This window comes from Mesorhizobium sp. ISC15 (assembly GCF_037162615.1).
Lineage (GTDB): Bacteria > Pseudomonadota > Alphaproteobacteria > Rhizobiales > Rhizobiaceae > Mesorhizobium > Mesorhizobium mediterraneum.
In genome coordinates, this window is the sequence record NZ_JAVSPX010000001.1 from 229355 (window position 1) to 252993 (window position 23639).

Annotated in this window: 22 protein-coding genes and 1 pseudogene; 6 read left to right on the top strand and 17 right to left on the bottom strand. The window is 62.8% G+C overall.

Annotated features, from left to right (window positions below):
- Positions 1-15 precede the first annotated feature (15 nt).
- Entirely contained in the window at positions 16-1038 is a 1023-nt protein-coding gene (locus RPG13_RS01170) for a fatty acid desaturase (RefSeq protein ID WP_095488368.1), read from the top strand.
- Between the two features lie 202 nt (positions 1039-1240).
- On the opposite strand, the gene RPG13_RS01175 is transcribed toward RPG13_RS01170, so the two are convergent.
- The 5 genes from RPG13_RS01175 to cysG all read right to left on the bottom strand — a co-directional run bounded on the left by RPG13_RS01175 (position 1241) and on the right by cysG (position 6149).
- Positions 1241-1777 carry a DUF934 domain-containing protein gene (locus tag RPG13_RS01175; protein WP_292224213.1) on the bottom strand — a complete coding sequence of 179 codons (537 nt, stop codon included), beginning with the start codon at positions 1775-1777 and terminating at the stop codon, positions 1241-1243.
- A 159-nt stretch (positions 1778-1936) separates the two neighbouring features.
- The gene (locus tag RPG13_RS01180; protein ID WP_126104874.1) at positions 1937-2701 is read right to left on the bottom strand and encodes a phosphoadenylyl-sulfate reductase; all 765 of its coding nucleotides are present in this window, start codon (positions 2699-2701) and stop codon (positions 1937-1939) included.
- A complete protein-coding gene (locus tag RPG13_RS01185) occupies positions 2676-4346 on the bottom strand; it encodes a nitrite/sulfite reductase (protein WP_127292686.1) in 1671 nt (556 codons plus the stop codon). Before RPG13_RS01185 ends, RPG13_RS01180 begins: the two co-directional genes overlap by 26 nt.
- A gap of 46 nt (positions 4347-4392) precedes the next feature.
- Positions 4393-4698, bottom strand: a complete 306-nt coding sequence (locus RPG13_RS01190) for a DUF2849 domain-containing protein (protein WP_337124248.1) — start codon at positions 4696-4698, stop codon at positions 4393-4395.
- A complete protein-coding gene (cysG, locus tag RPG13_RS01195) occupies positions 4695-6149 on the bottom strand; it encodes a siroheme synthase CysG (protein WP_292503387.1) in 1455 nt (484 codons plus the stop codon). The genes RPG13_RS01190 and cysG overlap by 4 nt, the downstream gene beginning before the upstream one ends.
- A 440-nt stretch (positions 6150-6589) precedes the next feature.
- Between cysG and RPG13_RS01200 the strand changes: the two genes are divergently transcribed.
- Entirely contained in the window at positions 6590-7039 is a 450-nt protein-coding gene (locus RPG13_RS01200) for a baeRF12 domain-containing protein (protein WP_095488474.1), read from the top strand.
- A 9-nt stretch (positions 7040-7048) separates the two neighbouring features.
- On the opposite strand, the gene RPG13_RS01205 is transcribed toward RPG13_RS01200, so the two are convergent.
- Positions 7049-7240: a hypothetical protein gene (locus RPG13_RS01205; RefSeq protein ID WP_126104871.1), complete on the bottom strand. Its 192-nt coding sequence runs from the start codon at positions 7238-7240 to the stop codon at positions 7049-7051.
- Between the two features lie 5 nt (positions 7241-7245).
- Here RPG13_RS01205 and ybaL point away from each other — a divergent pair, with 5 nt between their 5' ends.
- Positions 7246-9024: a YbaL family putative K(+) efflux transporter gene (gene ybaL / locus RPG13_RS01210; protein WP_337124249.1), complete on the top strand. Its 1779-nt coding sequence runs from the start codon at positions 7246-7248 to the stop codon at positions 9022-9024.
- A gap of 89 nt (positions 9025-9113) precedes the next feature.
- Here ybaL and RPG13_RS01215 read toward each other — a convergent pair.
- Positions 9114-9922, bottom strand: a pseudogene (locus tag RPG13_RS01215) (AraC family transcriptional regulator).
- Positions 9923-10165: 243 nt separating this feature from the next.
- On the opposite strand from RPG13_RS01215, the gene RPG13_RS01220 reads away from it, so the two are divergent.
- On the top strand, positions 10166-11086 hold the full coding sequence (locus tag RPG13_RS01220; protein WP_127204935.1) for a zinc-binding dehydrogenase: 921 nt from the start codon (positions 10166-10168) through the stop codon (positions 11084-11086).
- Positions 11087-11106: 20 nt separating this feature from the next.
- On the opposite strand, the gene RPG13_RS01225 is transcribed toward RPG13_RS01220, so the two are convergent.
- From RPG13_RS01225 to RPG13_RS01265, 9 genes are all read right to left on the bottom strand, one after another.
- Positions 11107-11859, bottom strand: a complete 753-nt coding sequence (locus RPG13_RS01225) for an SDR family NAD(P)-dependent oxidoreductase (protein ID WP_023675240.1) — start codon at positions 11857-11859, stop codon at positions 11107-11109.
- A gap of 104 nt (positions 11860-11963) precedes the next feature.
- On the bottom strand, positions 11964-14219 hold the full coding sequence (locus RPG13_RS01230) for a transglycosylase domain-containing protein (RefSeq protein ID WP_337124250.1): 2256 nt from the start codon (positions 14217-14219) through the stop codon (positions 11964-11966).
- A gap of 453 nt (positions 14220-14672) precedes the next feature.
- Entirely contained in the window at positions 14673-15062 is a 390-nt protein-coding gene (locus RPG13_RS01235; RefSeq protein WP_095488347.1) for a hypothetical protein, read from the bottom strand.
- Between the two features lie 198 nt (positions 15063-15260).
- Entirely contained in the window at positions 15261-16151 is an 891-nt protein-coding gene (locus RPG13_RS01240; RefSeq protein WP_337124251.1) for a YncE family protein, read from the bottom strand.
- 183 nt (positions 16152-16334) lie between these two features.
- Entirely contained in the window at positions 16335-16481 is a 147-nt protein-coding gene (locus RPG13_RS01245; protein ID WP_292406057.1) for a hypothetical protein, read from the bottom strand.
- Between the two features lie 25 nt (positions 16482-16506).
- The gene (locus RPG13_RS01250) at positions 16507-16761 is read right to left on the bottom strand and encodes a GlsB/YeaQ/YmgE family stress response membrane protein (protein WP_126104867.1); all 255 of its coding nucleotides are present in this window, start codon (positions 16759-16761) and stop codon (positions 16507-16509) included.
- A gap of 105 nt (positions 16762-16866) precedes the next feature.
- Positions 16867-17112 carry a hypothetical protein gene (locus RPG13_RS01255; protein ID WP_126104866.1) on the bottom strand — a complete coding sequence of 82 codons (246 nt, stop codon included), beginning with the start codon at positions 17110-17112 and terminating at the stop codon, positions 16867-16869.
- A 50-nt stretch (positions 17113-17162) separates the two neighbouring features.
- The gene (locus RPG13_RS01260; RefSeq protein WP_292627555.1) at positions 17163-17783 is read right to left on the bottom strand and encodes a ribonuclease D; all 621 of its coding nucleotides are present in this window, start codon (positions 17781-17783) and stop codon (positions 17163-17165) included.
- 118 nt (positions 17784-17901) lie between these two features.
- Entirely contained in the window at positions 17902-19287 is a 1386-nt protein-coding gene (locus RPG13_RS01265) for a M20/M25/M40 family metallo-hydrolase (RefSeq protein WP_337124252.1), read from the bottom strand.
- A 402-nt stretch (positions 19288-19689) separates the two neighbouring features.
- Here RPG13_RS01265 and polA point away from each other — a divergent pair, with 402 nt between their 5' ends.
- Positions 19690-22656: a DNA polymerase I gene (polA, locus tag RPG13_RS01270; RefSeq protein WP_126104863.1), complete on the top strand. Its 2967-nt coding sequence runs from the start codon at positions 19690-19692 to the stop codon at positions 22654-22656.
- Positions 22657-22663: 7 nt separating this feature from the next.
- Positions 22664-23152 (top strand): macro domain-containing protein, encoded by a 489-nt coding sequence (locus tag RPG13_RS01275; RefSeq protein WP_127204943.1) that lies wholly within the window; start codon positions 22664-22666, stop codon positions 23150-23152.
- Positions 23153-23159: 7 nt separating this feature from the next.
- Here RPG13_RS01275 and RPG13_RS01280 read toward each other — a convergent pair whose 3' ends face one another.
- Positions 23160-23564: a Fur family transcriptional regulator gene (locus RPG13_RS01280; RefSeq protein WP_127204944.1), complete on the bottom strand. Its 405-nt coding sequence runs from the start codon at positions 23562-23564 to the stop codon at positions 23160-23162.
- Positions 23565-23639 lie beyond the last annotated feature (75 nt).

Consider the following 23639-nt stretch of genomic DNA (forward strand, 5'->3'; position numbering starts at 1 on the left):
CGTCTATGCTTCCTGATGAACATGATTTCCCCCGAAGCTGTGGCGAACAGCAAACGTGCCTGGTTGAAGATCCTGGCGCGCTACAAGACGCCTGACAGGCGGCGCAGCGCCGTCGAACTTGCCATCACACTTATCCCCTTTGCCACGCTGTGGGCCCTGTCCACGGCTGCCTATGCCCATGGTCATTGGTGGGGTCTGATCCTCATCCTACCGGCCGCCGGCTTTCTGGTGCGGATCTTCATGATCCAGCATGATTGCGGCCACGGCTCCTTCTTCGCCAACCGCACTGCCGACGACTGGATCGGCCGCGGGCTGGGCATCCTGACCTTGACCCCCTACGATTGCTGGCGACGCGCCCACGCAACCCATCACGCCAGCGCCGGCAATCTCGATGAGCGCGGCACGGGCGACATCAGGACGCTGACTGTTGCCGAATACCGGCAAATGTCCTGGCGGGGCCGCCTTGCCTATCGTCTCTATCGCCATCCGCTGGTCATGTTCGGCCTCGGCCCGATTTGGCTTTTCATCTTTGAGCAGCGACTGCCGGTCGGCATGATGCGAGGCGGCCTCACGCCCTGGGTCTCCTCAATGGCCACCAATGTGGCCATCGCGGTTGCCGCCGCTGCCCTCATTTGGTTCGTCGGCCTCGAAGCGTTCCTGGTTGTCCATTTGCCCATCGTCGTCCTCGCCGGTTCCGCCGGCATCTGGCTGTTCTACGTTCAGCACCAGTTCGAAGAGACCGAGTGGGCGAAGGATTCCGAATGGGAATTCCAGCATGCGGCGCTGCACGGCTCGTCCTACTATGACCTGCCGCCGGTGCTGAACTGGTTCACCGGCAATATCGGCGTCCATCACGTGCATCACCTCTCCGCCAAGGTGCCGTGCTACCGGCTCCAGGAGGTCCTGAGGGACTATCCGGAACTGCGCGAAATCGGCCGCGTCACGCTTCTCGACAGCCTGCGCTGCGTCAAGCTCGCACTGTGGGATGAGAGCCGCAGCAAGCTGGTGTCGTTTCGCGAAGCGCGGATGACTGCATAAAACGCGCAGCCGCACCTAGAGCAATTCCAGGAAAAGTGCGTAGCGGTTTTCCGTCCGGAATTGCGTAAAAATAAATACTTAGAGCGGTTCGGCGATTCTATCAAAAGCTGAACCGCTCTAAGTGCGGCGGTTTCCCAAGAGCCGACTCAAGCCGCTTTGCGTTCGTCGCGCGTCAGGATCTCGCCGTGGCCGGCGCAGGCGATCAGTCGGCGCGCACGCGCCGCCAGGAATATTTGGGGCCTTTGGCCTCCGGCTTCTCGGTCGGCTGATAGTGCAGAGGCAGGCCGCCAGTGCGGCCGGCCTCGAGCCTTTTCAAGAGCACCGGATGCGACACCTCGAACTCATCGAAGCCGAGGCGCAGCATATGCGGTAGCTGATCGACCAGAACCTGCCCGGTGGCGCGGACCGCGCCCTCGAAACGGTGGCGGCTGCGCAGCAATTCGCCCTTGGAGAAAGACCGGCCGTCACTGAAAGCCGGGAAGGCCAACGCCACCAGCGATGTCTGGTCGAGCAGGTCGGCGATCTTTTCGAGCTGGTCGCCGGGCTGAAGCAGCACGCCGATGCGTTCCTTCGCCGACCGGCGCACCGCTGGGTCGAGGTCGAGAAACACCTGCAGCGGCAGGATGAAGCGGCCATTGCCGGACAGTGCGTCGGCACTTTCCGCATGGGCCCACTCGTCCTCGCGAAAACCCTTCGGGGTCCAGAGGCGGGTAACGGTCACCGGCGTCGGTTCAGTCATCAAAAAATCCTAAAGTCCAAAAAATCCTAGGGTGGACTGAGATTCAGGTCCGGGCCGGGGATGGAGGCTTCCGAGAACCGGAGCGGCGCGCACTCTGGATACGTCAGCACCGAAGCGCAGGAACCTGCCGTTCGCAGGCCGGCTGAATATCAACATACCCTAAAGCGACGCGTCGGTCAGTGACTTCTCCAGCCCCGACAGATGGATGCCGCACTCGGTCTTGGCATGCCCTGCCCAGCGGCCGCTGCGCGCGTCCTCACCCGGCTGCACCGGCTGCGTGCACGGGAAGCAGCCGATCGAGAGATAGCCATAGGCGACCAGCGGGTTTTCGCGCAGCGCATGGGCGCGCATGTAGTTGGCCTGGTCAGCGGTCGTCCAATGCGCCAGCGGATTGATGCGGATGCGCGAGCCGACCGCCTCGAACACCGGAAGCGCCGCCCGCGTCGTCGCCTGAAAACGCTTGCGGCCGGTGAACCAGGCGCGGAACGGCTCAACGCCGCGCGCCAGCGGCTCGACCTTACGGACATCGCAGCAGGCGTCGGTGTCGGTCTCGTTCAGATTGCCGGTCGGATCGATCCGTTCGAGCGCCGCTTCTTCGGGCGTGATCACCCTTATATCGGTCAGCCCGAAATCGGCAACGAGCGCGTCGCGATAGCCGAGCGTCTCCTCGAAGTGCTTGCCGGTGTCGAGGAAGATGATCGGCAGCGTCCGGTCGATCTTGGCGATCATGTGCAGCAGCACGGCTGAATCGGCGCCGAAGGAGGAAACCGCGGCGATTTCACCGTGAAAGAATTCCTGGGCCGACCGCTCGATGATCTCCAGCGGCTTCAGATGACCATAGAGCGCATCGAGCCCCGCCGCTTCGGCAGCGATGCCGGCCTCGACGTCGACAATACGATCAAGCGGCCTTGGCTTCGCCAGCATAGAGCGCCTCCTTGAACGGCGCGGGACCGACACGGCGGTAGGCGTCGATGAATTTTTCGTTTCTGTCGAGCCGAAGGCCGAGATAGGTCTCGACGATCTGCTCGATGGCGTCGGTGATTTCTGCCGACGAGAAGCCGCGGCCGATGATCTCGCCGACCGATGTGTTCTCGTCGGCCGAGCCGCCGAGCGTGACCTGATAGAGCTCGGCGCCCTTCTTCTCGACGCCGAGGATGCCGATATGGCCGACATGGTGATGGCCGCAGGCGTTGATGCAGCCGGAAATCTTCAGCTTCAATTCACCGATCTCGCGCTGCCGCTCAAGCGAAGCGAAACGAAGCGAGATTTCCTGTGCCACCGGAATGGAACGCGCCGTGGCCAACGCGCAATAATCGAGGCCAGGGCAGGAGATGATGTCGGTGATCAGGTTTGAATTGGCCGTCGCCAATCCGATGTCGACCAGAGCGTCATAGACCGCCTTGAGGTCGGCGCGCGCAACATGCGGCAGGATCAGATTCTGCTCGTGGCTGACGCGCAGCTCGTCGAAGGCGTACTTTTCGGCAAGGTCGGCGATCGCTTCCATCTGGCTGTCGGAGGCATCGCCCGGCGCTTCGCCGATGCCCTTGAGCGAGATGGTGACGGCGGCATAATCGGGATGGCGGTGGGTCACCACGTTCTGGTCGAGCCATTCCGAAAAGCTCTTGGAATCGAGGCGGGCAAGCTTGACCGCCTCGTCGCCTTCCGGCCGGTCCGTCAGCGCCGGCGGCGCGAAATAGGCATCGATGGCGCGAATGTCGGCTTCCGGCAGCTTCAGGTCCGCATCCTTCAGCTCCTGCCATTCGGCCTCGACCTGGCGGGTGATCTCCTCGACCCCGGTTTCGTGGACGAGGATCTTGATGCGCGCCTTGTATTTGTTATCGCGGCGGCCGTAGAGGTTGTAAACGCGCAGGATCGCTGTGCAGTAGGACAGAAGGTCGGCCTCGGGCAGGAAGTCGCGGATTTTCTTGGCGATCATCGGCGTGCGGCCCTGGCCACCGCCGACATAGACGGCGAAACCGAGTTCGCCGGCCGCGTTCTTCTTCAAATGCAGGCCGATGTCATGCGTCTGGATGGCGGCGCGGTCGCGCTCGGCGCCGGTCACCGCGATCTTGAATTTTCTCGGCAGGAACGAGAACTCCGGATGAACCGACGACCATTGGCGCAGGATTTCCGCATAGGGGCGCGGATCGGCGACTTCGTCGGCGGCGGCGCCGGCGAAATGGTCGGCGGTGACGTTGCGGATGCAATTGCCACTGGTCTGGATGGCGTGCATCTCGACGCTCGCCAGATCGGCCAGGATCGCCGGAATATCCGACAGCGCCGGCCAGTTGAACTGGATGTTCTGGCGCGTCGTGAAATGGCCGTAGCCCTTGTCGTATTTGCGGGCGATATGGCCGAGCATGCGCAGCTGCTTGCTGTTCAGCGTGCCGTAAGGCACCGCGATGCGCAGCATGTAGGCGTGCAATTGCAGGTAAACGCCATTCATCAACCTCAGCGGCCGGAACTGATCCTCGGTGATCTCACCGGCAAGCCGCCGCGCGACCTGGTCGCTGAACTCGGCGACGCGGGCCTGGACGAAATCGTGATCGAACTCATCGTAACGGTACATGTCTGGTCTTTCCGGGCGCGTCCGCCCGTTTCATCAATGTGGTCGTTTACGCCGCCCGAGCGGCTTCCGGGCGCGCCTGCTTGCCCAGGTCGTTGCGGTTGGTCGGGCCGGCGGCGCGGATCTTTTCACGCAGCCGGACCGGCTCGACCACGCCATTGGCGACGGTCACGTCGATCAGATTGACGTCGACCACTTTGTTGTTGGCATAGGCCGTGGCGCCGATCGCCTCCAGCCGGTCTTCAGCCCCCTTGTCATGGGCGACGTCGGCATGGTCGATGGTCTCGGCCCAGCCGCCATTGGCGTACCAGACGGCTTCGCCATCGGTGAGGCGGTTTGCGGTCAGAACTTTCATCGTTCAGCTCCTTCGGCGGCCGTTTGGGCCGCGCCTTCATGCCTGTGTGCCGCGAGCGGCTCGGAACGTTCAAAGTTGGCGCCGGCGACCGCATCGCCAATGATCGTCATGACCGGGCCGGTAAGGTCGGCGCGGACCTCCAGCGACGGTAGGTCGGCGAGCGTGCCGTGGAAACGGCGGCGGTTGGCAAGGCTGGCATTCTCGACCACGGCGACCGCCGTGTCCGGCGACAGGCCCGCCTCGATCAGCCGGCCGGCAACCTCGGCCGCGACCGAGCGGCCCATATAGACGGCGACGGTGGCGCCGGAAATGGCGAGCTTTGCCCAGTCGGGCAACGAATTTCCCTTGAGGTCGTGGCCGGTGGTGAACACCATCGATGACGACACGCCGCGCAGCGTCAGCGGCAACTCGAAATCAGCGGCGGCGGCGAAGGCCGCGGTGACGCCCGGAACCACCTCATAGGCGACGCCGGCATCGCGCAGCGCTGCCATTTCCTCGCCCGCCCGCCCGAACACCAGCGGATCACCGGACTTCAGCCGCACGACGCGCTTGCCGTCGCGGCCGAGCTCGATCAGCAGCGCGTTGATCTCGGCCTGGCTCTTGGTGTGGCAGCCCTTGCGTTTGCCTACCGGCAGGCGCTCGGCGTCGCGGCGGCCCATGGCGACGATCGCCTCCGGCACCAGCGCATCATGGACGATGACATCGGCTTCCATCAGCAGGCGGTGAGCGCGCAGCGTCAGCAGGTCTTCGGCACCCGGACCAGCCCCCACCAAGGCAACATGGCCCGATGCCGGCGCATTCGAAAGCAACAGATCGACGGCGGCATCATGCGCCTGCGAAAGCTGGCCGGCCGCCATGGCGCGGGCCGGCGAGCCGCCGAAAAAGTCGCTCCAGAAGCGGCGGCGGGCATTGCCTTTCGGCAGCAATCTCTCGGCGGTGCCGCGCAACGAGGCAGCAAGCGAAGCAAGCGGCCCGAGCGACGGCGACAGCATGCGGTCGATGCGGCTGCGCAGCATTTGGGCAAGCACCGGGCCGGCCCCTTCCGTGCCGATTGCAATGGCGACAGGCGCGCGGTTGACCAGCGCCGGAGTGAAGAAATCGCACAGCTCCGGCCGGTCGACGGCATTGACCGGAATGCCCAGCCGGCGCGCATCCTCGGCAACGCGACGGTCGAGCGCCTCATTGCCGCTGGCGGCAAACACCATCACCGCGCCTTCGAGATGCGCGGCATCATAGGCAGCAGCGATGTGTATGGCGGCGCCATTCGTGGCGATGAAGGCCAGCAACTCAGGCTCGGCGGCATCGCTGACGATGCGCAGCACCGCGCTGGACTGGCCGATCAGCCGCGCCTTGGCCAGAGCCTCCTCGCCGCCGCCGACGATGGCCACGGCTTCGCCCTCGACCCGCATGAAGACGGGAAAGGCGTTGAGCTTGGGTGTGGCCTGCGGCATGGCGAGTGGAATCCTGAATATGCTGTCAGTTCTACGCGCGGGAGCGAAAAAGCAGAAGGAAAGCACTCGCGCATCGCTTCGTGCGAAGCAATCGCTTTTCTGCAAGCACCAAAGGCAGGAGAAAAAAATTCCACACCCACGAATGGAGCGGATCCAAGCCGCTGTTGCGGGCCTTGATCTGCGGCCGTTCTAGCGGCAAGCGAGGTGTATCGCAAAACAATTTTTTCTAAATTCTACCAATCTAGTAGATTAAAGCCGACACGCGCAGAACACCGTCATCCTCGTTGGTCGGCTTGCTCGCTCGCTGTTGTTGTCGTCATCGGAACATTCCTGCCTCGACGCGCGTTTGCCCTGCGAATCCGAGCCTGGCTGTTCAGCTGCGGCAATGGCTCCAGAGAAGGGCCTAGAAAACCATGAAAAACAGGAAAAAGGAGCGCTCCGTGAACAACCTCAAGCTGAAACGCGGACTGTGGATCGTGGTGGCCGACGGCGAGAAGGCGCTGTTCCTCGAGAACCGTGGCGACACCCAATATCCCGACCTCCAGGTCGTGCAGGAGATGGAGCAGGCAAATCCGGCGACGCGAGAGCAGGGTTCGGACCGCCCCGGCCGCTACAGCGACGGCCCTTCCGTCCACCGCAGCGCAGTCGAGGACACTGACTGGCATCGCCTCGGCAAGGAGCGTTTCGCCGACGAAATTGCCGAGCGGCTGTACAAGCTTGCGCACCGCGGCGCCTTCAAGGAAATGGTGCTGATCGCACCGCCGCAGGTGCTGGGCGACATGCGCCGAAAACTGCACAAGGAAGTTGCCGAGAAGATCACAGTGGAAATTCCGAAGACACTGACCAACCACACCATCGTCGATATCGAGAACCTGCTGCAGGCGGCCTGATCGCAGGCATCAGCCGCGCAAGCCTTCTCCTTTTTGCAGCAACCATTGCCAGCCTCGAGGCGGCTTGCCTTCTGCCATTCTTGTCATCGATTTCATGGCATTATGGGTTGCCTCGCGGCCGCCCGAGCCCCCATATTGCCAAAGCGGCGGCTTTTTTTGGCGGCGCATATCCGACATCGTGATTTTTGAAAGGCGCTCCATAGACCATGCCGCATGACACGCCCCTTATCGCCACCATCGTCGCCGGTCTGGGGCTGGCTTTCGTCTTCGGCGCAATCGCCAATCGCTTCCGCATCCCACCGCTGGTCGGTTACCTCATCGCCGGCGTTCTGGTCGGGCCGAACACGCCGGGCTTCGTCGCCGATGCCGGCCTCGCCAATGAACTCGCCGAAATCGGCGTGATCCTGTTGATGTTCGGCGTCGGCCTGCATTTCTCGTTGAAGGATTTGTTGTCGGTCCGCGCCATCGCCGTGCCCGGCGCCATCGTGCAGATCGGCTTCGCGACAGCGCTTGGCGCCGGTCTTGCCTGGCTGCTCGGCTGGTCGATCGGCGCCGGACTGGTATTCGGCCTGGCTTTGTCGGTCGCCTCGACGGTGGTGCTGTTGCGTGCCTTGCAGGAACGGCGGCTGATCGAGACGGAGCGCGGCCGCATCGCCGTCGGCTGGCTGATCGTCGAGGACCTGGCGATGGTGCTGGCGCTGGTGCTCTTGCCGGCGTTGGCTGGCGTGCTGGGCGGCCAGCAGCAAGTGGAGGCCCATAGCAGCCTGCTGTCGCTGCCAGCCAGCTACGGCATCTGGGGCGTCGTTGGCGTCACGCTGGCCAAGGTCGCGGCCTTTGTCGTCGTTATGCTGGTGGTCGGCCGCCGGGTCATCCCCTGGATCCTGCACTACGTCGCCCATACCGGGTCGCGTGAATTGTTCCGGCTGGCGGTGCTTGCCATCGCGCTCGGCGTCGCCTTCGGCGCGGCCAAGCTATTCGGCGTCTCGCTGGCGCTGGGCGCGTTCTTCGCTGGCATGATCATGAGTGAATCCGAACTCAGCCATCGGGCGGCCGAGGAATCGCTGCCGCTGCGCGACGCTTTTTCCGTGCTGTTCTTCGTTTCGGTCGGCATGCTGTTCGACCCGTTCAGCCTGATCAGCAATGGCCGGCCGGTCCTGGCGACACTGGCCATCATCGTCATCGGCAAATCGCTGGCGGCCTTCGTCATTGTCGTCGCCTTCCGCTATCCGATACCGACCGCGCTGATGATTTCGGCAAGCCTTGCCCAGATCGGCGAATTCTCGTTCATCCTGGCCGAGCTTGGCGTCGGGCTGAAGCTGCTGCCCGAACAAGGACGCGACCTCATCCTCGCCGGCGCTATCCTGTCGATCGTTCTCAACCCGCTGATGTTCCTTGCCGTCGACTGGATGAAACCGTGGCTGGAAAGGCGCGCCGGCAAGACGGCGCCGCTCGACGAGGCAAAGCCGATTGGCCCCGCGACGGAGCCAGGCCAGTTGGCTTCGGTTGCGGCACCGGTGAAAGAGGACGGGCCGCCGCCCAGGACAGCGCTTACCGGCCATTCAATCCTGGTCGGCTACGGCCGTGTCGGCAGCCTCGTCGGCGCATCATTGAATGAGGCCGCCCTGCCCTTCCTCGTCATCGAGGATGCCGACAAGACGCTGGCGAAGCTCAGGGACGACGGCATCGAAACCGTGTCCGGCAACGCCGCGAACAGCGAGGTGTTCGCCGCTGCCAATCCCGAGGGCGCGAAGCGGCTGATCCTTGCCATCCCCAATGCCTTCGAGGCGGGACAGATCGTGCTGCGCGCACGCGCCGCCAACCCGAAGATCAACGTCATCGCCCGCGCCCACTCCGATGCCGAGGTCGAGCATCTCAAAGGGCTCGGTGCCGACACGGTGATCATGGGCGAGCGCGAAATCGCCCGTGGTATCGTCGAAGTGGTGCTTGGTCACAAGCCAGAGGCGGCTGAACCGTCCGCTGCCTGAGCCGATCTTGCACGATCATGCGTACTGGTCGCCACTGGCCGATGGCCGGCGGAAGATCGCACAGTCGATCTCCGCCCGCAGCGAGTTGATCACGCCACGAATGCAGAGCCACCATTTTGAGTGATACTGCCGAGGTATTTTGCCGGCGGCTTCCCAAGCGCCTTCTTGAACATGGTGATGAAGGCCGTGACGGAACCATAGCCGAGATCACCCGAGACCTGCTGTACGCTGGCACCGGAGGCCAGTTCTCGAATTGCGACGATCAAGTGCAATTGCTGGCGCCAGCGCCCGAAGCTCAGCCCTGTCTCCTTAACCACGAGGCGAGCGAGACTGCTCTCGCTGAGCGCGACGCGGTTGGCCCATTCCGCCAATGTGCTACGGTCGGCAGGGTCTTGCGCCAACGCTTCGGCGATCCTCCTCAAGCATGGCTCGGATGAAATCGGCAGATGCAGCCGCTGGACAGGCATACGCGGCAATTCGGTCAGCAGGGTCTTGGTCAAAAGCTCATCCCTCGCGTGGTCGTCTTGCACGCCATCAGACAGCTCGATGATCAGTCGCGGAGCAGCGGCGAGATTGAAAGGGTGCAGCACCGGTCCGGCAGATCGGCGGCTTCCGGCTCAACGTACACGAAAAAAATCAGGGCGTTGGCCGTCGCAACATTGCTGTGCTCCATGTCGCCGGGAATCCAGACCCCGCAATGAGGCGGGACCATCCATAGGCCGCTTGGAACGTGGCACGTGACGCCGCCTCCGAGCGCGAAGACGAGTTGGCCTTTGCGGTGCCGATGGACGGGCACCTCCGCTCTGGTTTCGGTGACGTCAACGCGCACCGCAATCGCCGGCGCGAGCACATCATCCACATCGAGATCGGGCCAGGGCCAGCGAAGAGGCTGTCTCATGATTGACGGCTTTTAGCGATTAAACGCCGTGATAGCTAAATTCTTTAACCGGGAAAGTCGATAGGCTTCGGTTTGCGCCCCCCGGTCAAAAATATGGCAGGCAGCAGTTGATCGCGTTGACGCTGCGCGCGCGCCCATCGCCGGCATGACTTGCGATCTCGATGAGTATTCTGAGTGGGCCAGCTTGCCGTGCTTTCCAGGAGGAAGCTGGCGTCCACAAACCAGTATGAAGGTACGATCCCCATGCTCGCCCTAGTCACGTCTCCCGACAGCGCCACCGGGCTGAGGTTCGCCGAGTCCGAGGAACCTCAGCCCCTCGCGAACGAGGCGCTTGTCTCGGTCCACGCAACCTCGTTGAACCGCGGCGAACTGCGCCTGCTCACCATACGTCCGAACGGCTGGATACCCGGCCAGGACATCGTTGGGGTTGTCGAACGGGCAGCAGCCGATGGCTCCGGGCCAGCCGTGGGCAACCGCGTTGCGGCTTTGGTCGACCAGGCCGGCTGGGCCGAACGTGTTGCCGTTTCAACCGATCGTCTCGCCGTCCTGCCGGATGGAGTCAGCTTCGTTTCCGCAGCCACGCTTCCGGTCGCGGGCACGACGGCGCTAAGGACATTGCGCCATGGCGGCGACCTGGCCGGCCAGCAGATCCTGATCACCGGCGCAAGCGGCGCGGTCGGTCGTTTCCAGATCCAGATCGCCCGCCAGGAGGGCGCGTCTGTGACCGCGATCGCCGCCGCCCGGCATGCCGACGATCTCCGCGGCCTTGGAGCCGAGCAAGTTGTCGAGTCGATCGAATTGGCTGAGGGGCCGTTTTCGCTGATCACTGAGTCAGTCGGCGGTGAAAGCCTCGCACACGCGATCGAACGTGTCACACCTGGCGGGATCATCGTCATGTTCGGTTCGAGCAGTGGCGAACTCACATCAGTTGGATTCCGTCAGTTCGTTCCGGGTCACGAGGGGGCGAGGCTTCAGACTTTCGCGTACTACGCCTCTGGCCCGGGCATTGGCGCGGACATCGCCTCGCTGCTCGCTCTGGTCGCGGCTGGCCGGCTAGAAACCCGCGTGGCCTTGACCGTGCAGTGGACAGACATCGCCCAAACCCTGGACGCACTGCGACGGCGCAGCATTAGCGGCAAGGCTGTTCTCACCATAACCGGATGAGCAGTCCTTAGCCTCAAGTCTCACACGTGCTGGCCGCCATTGATGTGGATTTCCGAGCCCGTCACATAGGAAGCCTGCTGCGAGCACAGGAAGAAGATGATGTCGGCGACTTCTGCCGTGGTGCCCAGCCGCCGCAGCGGAATCGTCTCGACGATCTTTTCGGTGCCCGGCGACAGGATCGCCGTGTCGATCTCGCCGGGTGCAATGGCGTTGACGCGGATGCCGTGCGGGCCGAAATCATGCGCCATTTCGCGCGTCAGCGAGCCGAGCGCCGCCTTCGACGTCGCATAGGCGGTGCCGGCGAAGGGGTGCACGCGGGTGCCGGCGATCGAGGTGACGTTGACGATCGAGCCTTTGGCCGACGCCAACTCCTTAAACAATCCTCGCGCCAGCATGATCGGCGCGAAGAAATTGACCTGGAAGACGTCGCGCCAGACATGCATCGGCGTGTCGATCGAATTCATGCGGCTGTTGCCGTCCTTGAGCTTCGGCGAGATGCCGGCATTGTTGACCAGCGCATGAAGCTGGCCGCCATGCGCCTCCAGCCGATGGCGGATTTCCGAGATCGCGATGCCGACATCCTCCTGGTCGGCGAGATCGACCTTGATGTGGTCTTCCGGACCGGCCGGCCACGGGCAGTCCTCGGCAAAGGCCTGGCGCGAGCAGGTGATGACGCGCCAGCCTTCACGCGAAAAGCGCTTGACCGTGGCATGGCCGATGCCGCGGCTGGCTCCGGTCAGCACGATTGTCTTTCTGGTGTCGGTTTCGGCCATTTCGCGATCTCTCTAGGGCGACGTGCGTCCCTTTGGACGCACAAAGTACGCTCTAGCACTTTTAACCCGGAGATGTAGCGGAACACTGTCGCGATGACGAGGGGTCAGCCGCCGGTGAGGATGTCGAGGATCGAGGTCTGCCGCTTCTTGACCGGGCCGCCGACATCGCCCGGCGGCACCGGGCGCTTGATCGATGCGGTGGCGCTGTCACCGCCCGGAATGCCGAAGCCGCCGCCATCGACCGTTTCGGCGGGACGCACAGCGCGAGGCGATGACGCTTTTTGGGCGGACGGCGCGGATTGGCCAACCGAAGCGGACGGCACCGGCGCCGGTTGCGCCGTGTTGGACGGTATTTCGTCCTGCACGATCGTATCCGCAGGCGTCGACCGCCAAGTTCCAGGCAGCGGCCGCACCGGCACGCCTTCATGCGCGGCGACCATGAACTCATGCCAGGCCTGCGCCGGCAGCGCGCCGCCGGTGACCTTCTTCATCGGGCTGCCATCGTCATTGCCGAACCAGACGCCGGTGGTGAGATTGGCGGTATAGCCGATGAACCAGGCATCGCGCGAATTCTGGCTGGTGCCGGTCTTGCCGGCTGCCGGCCAGGCAAAGGCCGCCTTCCTGGCAGTGCCGATTTCGACCGTGCCGGTCATCATCGAGTTCATCATACCGACGATCTCGGGCTTGACGACGCGCGGGGCGCCGCCGCCATTGTTGTCGTAGAGCACCTTGCCGCCGGTTGTCGTCACGCGGCGGATGAAATGGACCTCCGGCCGGTAGCCGCCATTGGCGAAGGGGACATAGGCCGACGTCAATTCCAGCGGCGTCACTTCAGATGTGCCGAGCGCGATCGAGGTGTTGGCCGTGAGGTCGGACTGGATGCCCATGCGATGCGCCGCCTCGACCACGGCGTCAGGTCCGACTTCCATGGTCAGCTGGGCGGCCACCGAGTTCAGCGACTTCGCCAGCGCCGTCGCCAGCGTCACCTTGCCGAAATACTTGCCGCCGTAATTGGTTGGCGTCCATTTGCCTATTCTGATCGGCGCGTCATTGCGCACGCTGTCGGGCGTGCGGCCGGCCTCCAGTGCCGCCATGTAAACAAAGGGCTTGAACGCCGAGCCCGGCTGGCGGCGCGCCTCCGAGGCACGGTCGAACTGGCTGGTCGAATAATCATAGCCGCCGACCATGGCACGCACCGCGCCGGAATTGTCGATCGACACCAGCACACCCTGGCTGGCATTGAGCTTCTTGCCGCTCCCGTCGATCAGCCGGCGGATCGATTGTTCGGCGAGCTTCTGCAGCGTGAGGTCGACGGTGGTGTCGACTATGATGTCGCTGCGCATATCGCCGATCAGGTCGGGCAGTTCTTCCACGATTGTGTCGGCGACATAGTTTTCCGAGCCCGTCCAGTAGGATGCCACCCGCGTCGCTGGTGCGCTCATGGCCGTGGTCAGTTCCTTGGCGCTGATCTTGCCTTCGTCGCGCATGGCGGCAAGAACGAGCTGCGAGCGCTGCTCGGCCGCCTTCGGGTCACGCGCCGGAGACAGTCGCGACGGCGCCTTCAACAGGCCAGCGAGAAGTGCGGCCTCGGGCAGCGTGACATCGCGCGCGCTCTTGCCGAAATAGCGGCGCGAGGCCGCTTCGACACCATAGGCGCCGGAGCCGAAGTAGACCCGGTTGAGATACATTTCGAGGATCTGGTCCTTGGTGTGCTTGTGCTCGAGCCACAGCGCCAAAAGCACTTCCTGCACCTTGCGTTCCAGCGTGCGATCGGGTGTCAGGAACAGGTTCTTCGCCAATTGCTGGGTCAGCGTCGAGCCGCCCTGCGAAAAACGCCCGCCGACAACGTTGGCCACCATGGCTCTGGACAGACCAATCGGATCGATGCCCAAATGCGAATAGAAGCGGCGATCTTCGATGGCGATGACAGCCTCGGGAATATAGGTCGACATTTCATGCAGGCCGACGGCTTCGCCGCCGCTCATGCCGCGATTGGCGAGCAGCTTTCCATCGACGGAGACGATCCTGATATTGGGCGCGCGGTCGGGAATGGCCCAGGTGGTGGCCGCCGGCATTTTCGCACCGTAGTAGACGACGATGCCGGCAGTCGCGATCCCGCCCCAGATGGCCAGCACGAAGCACCAGTAGAACAACCGGCCGAGCACGCCGAACAGACCGCGCCGGCTTTTGCCGCGTCCGCGACGCGACGATTTTGTCTTGGCCGATTGGCGCTTTGCAGAGGTCTTCCGGTTGCTCGGCACGACGCGATCCTCCTCGCTCACCGAAAAACCGGCCGAGGATTTCGCCCGTGGCGGTCCCTCGAAGCTGGGTTCGATGCGGCTGTCTCTGCGGTTCGCCATGCGCTGTGCTGTCTATCCCGATGCCTATCGCATCGGCCCGAAATCGGAATCGATTTTCGGAAAGCACGATGCGAAGCTTCAAGAGCGTACTCTGTGCGTCCGAACGGTCGCACGTCGCTCCATGGCGTCCGGGGTGGAGAGTAGATGCGGCGATTTAAGGGCGGGTTAAATGGTTCAAAGTTAATTCAATGCGTTATGCATGTCACCGCTGCGTTTCTTGCTTCTGGCGGTCTGCAACAACGGAATCCCTGGCGAGACGGCGGCGCCTTCTCGCATTCGGCGTCAACTGCTCAGCCACCGTCGTTCGGCGCGAACCGCTCATAGCAAGGTAGCCGTAATTTATGCCGTCATTAGAGCGCGACCGGTAAAGTGGGTTTACATTCGATCGCGCTCTAAACAATTGAATCTGCATATGACTTGTCACCAAAGTCATTCACCTTGGTGGATCTTCCGTTAGTCGATCGCATCACGAACGCAAAGCGCTGCCCGGGATGATTGCATCGTCTCGCCCACATGGCAGTAGCAGACGATTTCGTGGAGCTGATCGTCGGTCAGTTCGAAGAAACGCTTTGCTTCGCCATAAGTGTCGTCTTTCAACCCCTCATCGCGCAGAATCGGATCGTCGAAGGCAACCGATATTGGCGAGCCTTCGCCACGCATTACGTCGCGCTCGGGCGACGAACGATATTCGGTCCCGGTAAGTGCGGTAAGGAGCCGATTGGGCTGCCGCTCGAGAAGTTTTGACCAACGTTCGAGACGCTGGGTTCGGTCCATTCCAGGAGGTGTTGGGTCTCTGTGTACCTTTGCCACCGTATGCAGTTGGTCCAGTGTTTGGTGCCTCATGGCAACCTCCTAAAAGTAGGTGGGTTGGCCCCAAAACTCCCTGTGCCAAGATCATACCGCGGATGTGTCGACACGTCACTCTCATTCCATATTCGGCTTGGCTTTTCTCTCCGGGCGCATCGAAGGATGGAGCGGCCCTGCCTTGGCGTCAATTTTTGGTCTCGTCGGCAATAGCGGCAACAAAACCAATGACTTGCATTAACTGGGCTCAAACTTCGGTGGTCGACCGGTTATCGATGTCAGCGAGAAGAAGGCCAGCGTCTGCTCTTCGCAGGTCACCGCCACAACGCTGTTCGAGCGATCGATGTCGAGACCCTTCGGGCCGCCTTCTTCGACACTGGCCCTGCCACGCCCGAAAGTCTCGTCGTCAAGGACGGCAACAGAACGGGAGGGCGTGCGGCTGCCGCTCCAGCCCGCATCGCGATCGTACACGTGAAGCAGTGGACTGCCTGCATCGGCGACAAGGATCTGCCGGTCATCGCCCGTAAAACGCAGGCCATGCGGGTAATTGGCGTTCTGCAGGATTCCGGCGGGTTCGGTATCCGGCCCCAGCGGAGCAGACATGTTGTAGAGCTTCACATCGTTGGTGCCGTGGCTGCTGACGGCGATCCATTGGCCATCATGACTGAGCGCAATGCCGTCGGGTATGCTCAGGCCGCGCTTCAGAAGCGCCTGGTTCTTCCACGCGCGGTAGCCCCACCGGTCGACGACATGCCGCGTGACCCGGTCCCTGTAATTGTTGCAGACCAGGAGGCTGACTCGGCCACGCGACTCATGCCTGGCCGCGACCGACCCTGGCGTTTTCAGCTTGCAAAACAGCCCGCCCGTGATCTCGCGAATGGGTACAATGTCGCACTGGCGGCCGGCCGGCTCTCCCGAGGGCAAGGCAAATATCGCAACCAGCCCATCACGATTGGCAATCACCAGGGTTCGGTCATCGATGAAATCGAGACCGTGGACCTCGCCCATGCTTTCCGACGTCAGCTCCATGAAATCATGGACGGTGACTCGTGGGCCGCTCGGCGCCGCTTCGACGTCGACCCGCAGGATCAGACAGCGCTCTCGCGTGTATCCAGCAATTGCCAGCAATCGATTGTCCGGCGAAAAGCGCAGGTCTTCCGTGCGTCCGATGGTCGAGAGCGCGGCTCGTACAGAATCGCTGGCTTTGAAGTCGATTCGGGATATCACCTGAGAGCCTGGCCTGAAGGGCGAGAACGACGGACAGGATGGGGTAATGTCATCGGCACCCTTGCGCGGCAGAACCCGGCGCGCTCAGTTCTGCTGGATCGAAATACCTTTATCGTCGATCTTAAGCTCCACGCCCTTCGGCCTGGTTTGCTCGCGATAGACATAGATGCCGAGCGCGATGACCACGACGACGAGAGCGCCGATAATGAGATAGAGCGTGTTCTGTTTCATGGCGCCCTTGATGTCTTTCGAAGGATCAGGCCTGCTTCACCAGCTTGATCAGCACGAGCAGGATGACCGCGCCGATCGTGGCGTGGACGATGGAGGCAAATATGCCGCCGCCTATCGCGAATCCCAGCCTTGGGAAGAGCCAGCCAGCGATAAAGGCACCGACAATGCCGACGGCGATATTGCCGACAAGGCCGAGGCCGAAACCCTTGACCATCAGGCCGGCGAGCCAGCCGGCGATCGCACCGATGACGATGAAGACAAGCAGGCTCTCAGTGCCCATTGCAGATCCCTCCTGAGCGAACGGTCGTGGAGCAGAAAGCTCCGAATCGACCCCCGATTGCAACAGGCCCAAACTATTGGAAACGAGACGGCCCCGCCAGCGGCGTCATTCGTCGTCGTCCCCAGATGCAGGCCGCCAGCTGATCGGCTCAATCTTCCTTTGCGTATGACCGTCCGTATAGGCCCACCAGCCGGTGTCGTTCTCGTCCCAGTCGCCGCCGGCCGCTTTCAGCCGGTCGAGCGACCGGTACTGCGCGATGGATTCGTTCATCACGCCGTCGCTGTCCTTCCAGTAGACGGTGACCTTGGAACCATCCTTGGGTGCCGTTTCGATTGGTTTCCGGGCAGCCATTTCATCCCCTCCGTGGACCGACAGAACGTCGCGGCGAACATCTGGTTCCGTTAGCTGTGGGCGAAGATGTCTGCCTCATCCCAGCCCATCAGGTCGAGTTTTGCACGCGTCGGCAGGAAGCGGAAGCAGGCCTCGGCCTCCTTGGCCCGGTTGTCGCGCGCCAGCCGCGCCGTCAGCACATCGCGCAGCTGGTGCAGATAGAGCACGTCGGAGGCTGCGTATTCGAGTTGTTCGGGAGACAGCGTCTCCGCCGCCCAGTCCGACGATTGCTGCGCTTTCGATAGGCTGACGCCGAGAAGCTCAAAGCAGATGTCCTTCAGCCCGTGCCGGTCGGTGTAGGTTCGGGTAAGCCGCGAGGCGATCTTGGTGCAGAACACCGGCTCCGGCATGACGCCGAAGGCATTGTAGAGCACGGCGAGATCGAAACGGCCGAAATGGAAGAGCTTGGTTATGCTGCGGTTCCTGAGCAGGCTGACGAGGTTTGGCGCCTTCTTCTGGCCGGGCGCGATCTGGATGACGTCGGCGGAACCGTCGCCCGGCGAGATCTGAACCACGCAAAGCCGGTCGCGATGCGGATTGAGCCCCAGCGTCTCCGTGTCGATAGCGACCGACCCGACGTCGTAGTGCAAGAGCCCGGGCAGGTCGTTCTTATGGAAGCGGATATCGCTCATCGTATTCTCCGGTCGCAGCCCGTGCGGTGATTTGTGCACCCAACCGGACGCACGTCGCTCTAGCCCGTCCTCGCCGCGATCCGATGAAAAATCAACAGAAAGTTGAATTCTTGCCCTGTCAGCGTGTCAGCGCATCGAGAATGCGTGCCCAGGAGCGTTGTCCCTTGTGGAAGGAACTCATCTCGTACTTCTCGTTCGGCGAATGGATGCGGTCATCGTCGAGCCCGAAACCGACCAGCAAGGACTCGATGCCGAGATAGGTCTGGAAATCGCCGACCACCGGGATCGAGCCGCCGCTTCCGGTCGTCACCGCCGGCTTCGGCCACTCGTCGGACAGCGCGTCCTTGGCCTTGGCGAGAAACGGCGAGTCGTAGGAAAGCTGGATCGCCGGCGAGCCGCCATGTGGGTGGAAATCGACTGAGCAGTCGGCCGGGATGCGCTCCCTCACGAAGGCCTGGAAAGCGGCGCGGATCCTTTCCGGGTCTTGCTTGTGGACGAGGCGGAAGGACACTTTTGCAGAGGCTTCCGCCGCGATCACTGTCTTGAACCCCTTGCCGGTATAGCCGCCGGTAATGCCGTTGAACTCGGCCGTCGGTCGCGCCCAGGTGAGCTCGAGCACCGAGCGGCCCTTTTCGCCAGACGGGATCGACAGTCCGACAGGCCCAAGGAATGTCTCGGCGGTCTCGCCGAGCGTCTCCCATGACTTCAGGATCTGCGAAGGGGTCTCCTCGACACCGTTATAGAACCCCGGAATGGTGACATGGCCGTCCTTGTCGTGGATGTCGGCCAGGATCCTGGCCAGGATGCGAATTGGATTGGCGGCAGCACCGCCATAGAGACCGGAATGCAAGTCGCGGTCGGCGGCTTTCACCGTGATCTCCTCGCCGACTAGCCCGCGCAGCGCGACGCAGATCGACGGCGTATCGCCGTCCCACATGCCGGTGTCGCAGACAAGCGCGAAGTCGGCCTTGAGCTCGGCGGCGTTTGCTTCGAGGAACGGCTTCAGCGAGGGCGAGCCGGACTCCTCCTCGCCCTCGAACAGGATCGTGATGCGGCATGGCAGCCCGCCATGCACCTGCTTCCAGGCGCGGCAAGCCTCGACGAAGGTCATCAATTGCCCCTTGTCGTCTGCCGAGCCACGTCCCGTGATCACCTGATGGCCGGGCTCGATCTCCTTCACCGAAGGTGCGAACGGATCGCTTTCCCAGAGCTCGATCGGGTCGACCGGCTGCACGTCGTAATGGCCGTAGAACAGGACATGCGGCGCGCCCGCCGGCCCGTCATGATGCGCCACCACCATCGGATGGCCTGGCGTGTCACGCACGCTGGCGTCGAAGCCGATCAGCTTGAGCTCCGCCACCAGCCATTCCGCCGCCTTGCGGCAGTCTGCGGCGTAGGCCGGATCGGTGGAGATCGACTTGATCCTGAGCAGGCCGAACAGGCGCTCCAGGCTCTCGTCGAGGTTTTTGTCGAGGCGGTCGAGGACGGGGGAAACTGCGGACATTTTATCAGCCTTTCGATTCTGAGCGGCAACCCTAAAGCTGCGAGGCAGAAACGAAAAGCCGGCGGTCGTTGGACCACGGGCGTCGAAAGGTAAAAAAATGCCGCCGTGGTGGAGGGGGAACCACGGCGGCCTTTACTCGAAACGATGCGGCAGCCCGGAGAGGGGGGATAGGCTGCCGCAAGTGTCCGGGATAGGCGGGGGACGGGCCTTGCTCCGGACTTCGGCGAAAAATGCCGATGGCGTTTATCTGTGTCTCCGAACGTGGCGATTCAAGGGCACGAAGATTACACTTTTGTAACATACCCGTGATCCGATCGACTTGTCAGGGATGTTGCGGGAACCGGTGGTTGAGGCCGCCTTTGGCATGGACCACGGCGCTGCGCCGCGCTATCCCTTCGTCCCATGAAAAAAGGCGATCATCTCTTCCTTGTCGACGGCTCCGGCTACATCTTCCGTGCCTATCACGCACTGCCGCCACTGACCCGCAAATCCGACGGGCTGCCGACCAGTGCCGTGCTCGGCTTCTGCAACATGGTGTGGAAGCTGACGCAGGACGCCCGCAACACCGATGTCGGCGTGGTGCCGACGCATTTCGCCGTCATCTTCGACTATTCGTCGAAAACCTTCCGCAACGATCTCTACCCCGAATACAAGGCCAACCGCTCGGCGCCGCCGGAGGATTTGATCCCGCAATTCGGCCTGATCCGCCAGGCGACCAGGGCCTTCAACCTGCCTTGCATCGAGATGGAAGGCTTCGAGGCCGACGACCTGATCGCCACCTATTGCCGGCTTGCCTGCGAAGCCGGCGCCGACACCACCATCATCTCCTCCGACAAGGACCTGATGCAGCTGGTCGGCGCAACGGTCGGCATGTACGACCCGATGAAGGACCGCCAGATCGGCATTCCCGAAGTCGTCGAGAAATGGGGCGTGCCGCCCGAAAAGATGATCGACCTGCAGGCGCTGACCGGCGATTCGGTCGACAATGTTCCGGGCGTGCCCGGCATCGGGCCGAAGACGGCGGCGCAATTGCTCGAGCAGTTCGGCGACCTCGACGGGCTGCTGGCGCGCGCCGGCGAGATCAAGCAGGACAAGCGTCGCGAATCGATCATCGCCAATGCCGACAAGGCGCGCATCTCGCGTGAACTGGTGACGCTGAAGAACGACGTGCCGGGGATCGGTGGGCTCGATGATTTCGTGTTGCACCCGCCCGACGGGCCAAAGCTGATCGGCTTCCTCAAGACGATGGAATTCTCCTCGCTGACCCGCCGCGTGGCGGAAGCGACCGGAACGGATGCGGCTGATGTCAAGGCCGTTCCCGTCATTATCGAGCGCGCGGACACCGCGCATGGTCCCGATGTCGGGTTTGGAGTGCCGGCAGCCGCCGAAAGCGCAGCAGGCGCAGTGACAGACGAAGCCGGGGAAGCGGTGCCGGCCACCGTCAAGGTGGAACCCAAGGAAGGCGACACCCCTTCGCTTCTCTCGGCGCTTCGCTTCGAGGACGCCACCGCCAGCAAGATCGACACCAGCGCCTACGTCACCATCCGCGACACAGCAGCGCTGAAGGCGTGGGTGGCCGAGGCGATGGAGACCGGCATCGTCGCCTTCGACAGCGAGACCACCTCAGCTGACCCAATGCAGGCCGAGCTGATCGGCCTCTCCATGGCCACCGCGCCCGGTCGCGCCGCCTATGTGCCGCTCGCCCACAAAAGCGGCAACGGCGACCTGCTCGGCGGCGGAGTGGTCGAAAACCAGATTCCGATCCGTGAGGCGCTTGGCATTCTGAAGCCGCTGCTGGAGGACAGGTCGGTTCTCAAGATCGTTCAGGAGCTGAAATACGACCTCGTCGTCATGAGCCGCCACGGCATCGATATCGCCCCCTTCGACGACACCATGCTGATTTCCTACGTGCTTGATGCAGGCACGTCCGGCGGCCACAGCATGGCGGCTCTCTCGGAAAAATGGCTCGGCCACTCGACCATTCCGCTCAAGGAACTGGCCGGCTCGGGAAGGAGCTTCGTCGGCTTCGACCAGGTCGATATCGACAAGGCAACGGCCTATGCCGCCGAGCACGCCGATGTGACGCTCAGGCTCTGGCGGGTGCTGAAACCACGGCTTGCCGCCAAGGGCCTCGTCTCGGTCTACGAGCGGCTGGAACGGCCGCTGGTGCCGGTGCTGGCAAGGATGGAGCAGCGCGGCATCTCCGTCGACCGGCAGATCCTGTCGCGGCTCTCCGGCGAACTGGCACAGGGCGCCGCGCGGCTAGAGGATGAAATCTACCAGCTCGTCGGCGAGCGCATCAATATCGGCTCGCCAAAACAGCTCGGCGACATCTTGTTCGGCAGGATGGGCCTGCCCGGCGGCTCCAAGACCAAGACCGGCCAGTGGTCGACCTCGGCGCAGCTCCTGGAAGACCTCGCCGCCGAAGGCCACGAGCTGCCGCGCAAGATCGTCGACTGGCGCCAGCTGACCAAACTAAAATCGACCTATACCGATGCGCTGCCCGGTTTCGTCCATCCCGATACGAAGCGCGTCCACACCTCCTACGCCCTTGCTGCGACGACGACCGGCCGGCTGTCGTCCTCCGATCCCAATTTGCAGAACATTCCGGTACGCACGGTCGAGGGGCGGAAGATCAGGACGGCTTTCATCGCCGACAAGGGCAACAAGCTGGTTTCCGCCGACTACAGCCAGATCGAGCTGCGTGTGCTCGCCCATGTCGCCGAGATCCCGCAGCTCAAGCAGGCGTTTGCCGACGGCGCCGACATCCACGCCATCACCGCGTCGGAGATGTTCAACGTGCCGGTCGAGGGCATGCCCTCGGAAATACGCCGCCGCGCCAAGGCGATCAATTTTGGCATCATCTACGGAATTTCCGCCTTTGGCCTGGCCAACCAGCTCTCGATCCCGCGCGAGGAGGCGGGCGCCTACATCAAGAAATATTTCGAGCGCTTCCCCGGCATCCGCGACTATATCGACGCAACCAAGGCCTATGCCCGCGAGCACGGCTTCGTCGAAACGATCTTCGGCCGCCGCATCCATTATCCGGAGATACGGTCGTCGAACCCTTCAATCCGTGCCTTCAACGAGCGCGCCTCGATCAACGCACGCCTGCAGGGCACCGCCGCCGACATCATCCGCCGCGCCATGATACGTATGGACGACGCGCTGGAAAAGGCGAAGCTTTCCGCCCGCATGCTGCTGCAAGTGCATGACGAGCTGGTCTTCGAGACGGTGGAAGCGGAGGTCGAGGCGACGATCCCCGTCGTGCGCCATGTGATGGAGAACGCCGCGATGCCGGCGGTCTCGATGTCGGTGCCGCTGCATGTCGACGCCCGCGCCGCCAACAATTGGGAAGAGGCGCATTGAAAGTGCGATGATCGTTTTTGTCGCTGGAGACCTGCTTGCAGCAGAGGAAAACTACATCGCCCAAGGGGTGGCAGAAGGCAATCAAGAGGGCCTTGGTACCGGACTTGCACTGAAGATTTCGAGGAAGTGGCCAAATGTGCAGGCCGCGTTCAAAAAACACGCTCGGACCGGCAAGTTTACAGGTGGTCAGCTTTGGACGTCAGAGCCAGACGGCGACCAGCCAGGATTCATCTATTTAGCAACGCAACCGGATATGTACCACGCCACGCTTCCCTACCTGCGCAAAGCAATTCGCGGGCTTGCTAAATGGGCCGACAGGAACTCGGTGGAATCCGTTGCCTTGCCGAAAATCGGCTCAGGACTTGGCAAACTATCCTGGCAGGACGAGGTAAGACCCCTGCTTGTCGAGCAGCTGGCACATCGGACCACGCGGTACGTGGTCTATGAGACTTTCTTGAACGAGTTCGAAAACGCCACAACGCCGCCGCTGAAGTAGAGGCGCCTCAAGCCGCCTTGGCCAGGCACTTCGCGCACGTCCCGCGGAACTCGATCACCGCCTTCTTGGCGGCAAAGCCGGTCGAGCGCACCCATTCGTCGAGCCGGTGCCCGACATCATGGTCGGAAAATTCGGTCACCTGCCCGCATGTGTCGCAGATGGCAAAGGCGGTCATCGAATGGCTGTGGTCGTGCGGCTCGGCGCAGGCGACAAAGGAATTGAGGCTTTCGAGCCTGTGCACGAAACCGGACTTAACCAGCGTGTCGAGCGCGCGATAGACCTGCAGCGGTGCGCGGAAGCCCCGCTCGCGAAGCTGGTCGAGCAATGTATAGGCGCTGAGCGGACCGCTGGCGGCCTCGAGTTTCTCGAGCACGCACAACTGGTTTTTCGTCAGCACATCCCTTGCCGCCATGATCCTGTTTCCAACCCGTTCGCGCCGCTCGCACGTCATTTCCGCATACAAGCGGCTCCAGTCCTATCCAGATAG

What these genes read in the sequence shown, in the direction of transcription:
- RPG13_RS01170 (WP_095488368.1), top strand. Translation starts at nt 16, where the DNA reads ATGAACATGATTTCCCCCGAAGCTGTGGCGAACAGCAAACGTGCCTGG.
- RPG13_RS01175 (WP_292224213.1), bottom strand. Translation starts at nt 1,777, where the DNA reads ATGACTGAACCGACGCCGGTGACCGTTACCCGCCTCTGGACCCCGAAG.
- RPG13_RS01180 (WP_126104874.1), bottom strand. Translation starts at nt 2,701, where the DNA reads ATGCTGGCGAAGCCAAGGCCGCTTGATCGTATTGTCGACGTCGAGGCC.
- RPG13_RS01185 (WP_127292686.1), bottom strand. Translation starts at nt 4,346, where the DNA reads ATGTACCGTTACGATGAGTTCGATCACGATTTCGTCCAGGCCCGCGTC.
- RPG13_RS01190 (WP_337124248.1), bottom strand. Translation starts at nt 4,698, where the DNA reads ATGAAAGTTCTGACCGCAAACCGCCTCACCGATGGCGAAGCCGTCTGG.
- cysG (WP_292503387.1), bottom strand. Translation starts at nt 6,149, where the DNA reads ATGCCGCAGGCCACACCCAAGCTCAACGCCTTTCCCGTCTTCATGCGG.
- RPG13_RS01205 (WP_126104871.1), bottom strand. Translation starts at nt 7,240, where the DNA reads ATGGAGCGCCTTTCAAAAATCACGATGTCGGATATGCGCCGCCAAAAA.
- ybaL (WP_337124249.1), top strand. Translation starts at nt 7,246, where the DNA reads ATGCCGCATGACACGCCCCTTATCGCCACCATCGTCGCCGGTCTGGGG.
- RPG13_RS01220 (WP_127204935.1), top strand. Translation starts at nt 10,166, where the DNA reads ATGCTCGCCCTAGTCACGTCTCCCGACAGCGCCACCGGGCTGAGGTTC.
- RPG13_RS01225 (WP_023675240.1), bottom strand. Translation starts at nt 11,859, where the DNA reads ATGGCCGAAACCGACACCAGAAAGACAATCGTGCTGACCGGAGCCAGC.
- RPG13_RS01230 (WP_337124250.1), bottom strand. Translation starts at nt 14,219, where the DNA reads ATGGCGAACCGCAGAGACAGCCGCATCGAACCCAGCTTCGAGGGACCG.
- RPG13_RS01235 (WP_095488347.1), bottom strand. Translation starts at nt 15,062, where the DNA reads ATGAGGCACCAAACACTGGACCAACTGCATACGGTGGCAAAGGTACAC.
- RPG13_RS01245 (WP_292406057.1), bottom strand. Translation starts at nt 16,481, where the DNA reads ATGAAACAGAACACGCTCTATCTCATTATCGGCGCTCTCGTCGTCGTG.
- RPG13_RS01250 (WP_126104867.1), bottom strand. Translation starts at nt 16,761, where the DNA reads ATGGGCACTGAGAGCCTGCTTGTCTTCATCGTCATCGGTGCGATCGCC.
- RPG13_RS01255 (WP_126104866.1), bottom strand. Translation starts at nt 17,112, where the DNA reads ATGGCTGCCCGGAAACCAATCGAAACGGCACCCAAGGATGGTTCCAAG.
- RPG13_RS01260 (WP_292627555.1), bottom strand. Translation starts at nt 17,783, where the DNA reads ATGAGCGATATCCGCTTCCATAAGAACGACCTGCCCGGGCTCTTGCAC.
- RPG13_RS01265 (WP_337124252.1), bottom strand. Translation starts at nt 19,287, where the DNA reads ATGTCCGCAGTTTCCCCCGTCCTCGACCGCCTCGACAAAAACCTCGAC.
- polA (WP_126104863.1), top strand. Translation starts at nt 19,690, where the DNA reads ATGAAAAAAGGCGATCATCTCTTCCTTGTCGACGGCTCCGGCTACATC.
- RPG13_RS01275 (WP_127204943.1), top strand. Translation starts at nt 22,664, where the DNA reads ATGATCGTTTTTGTCGCTGGAGACCTGCTTGCAGCAGAGGAAAACTAC.
- RPG13_RS01280 (WP_127204944.1), bottom strand. Translation starts at nt 23,564, where the DNA reads ATGGCGGCAAGGGATGTGCTGACGAAAAACCAGTTGTGCGTGCTCGAG.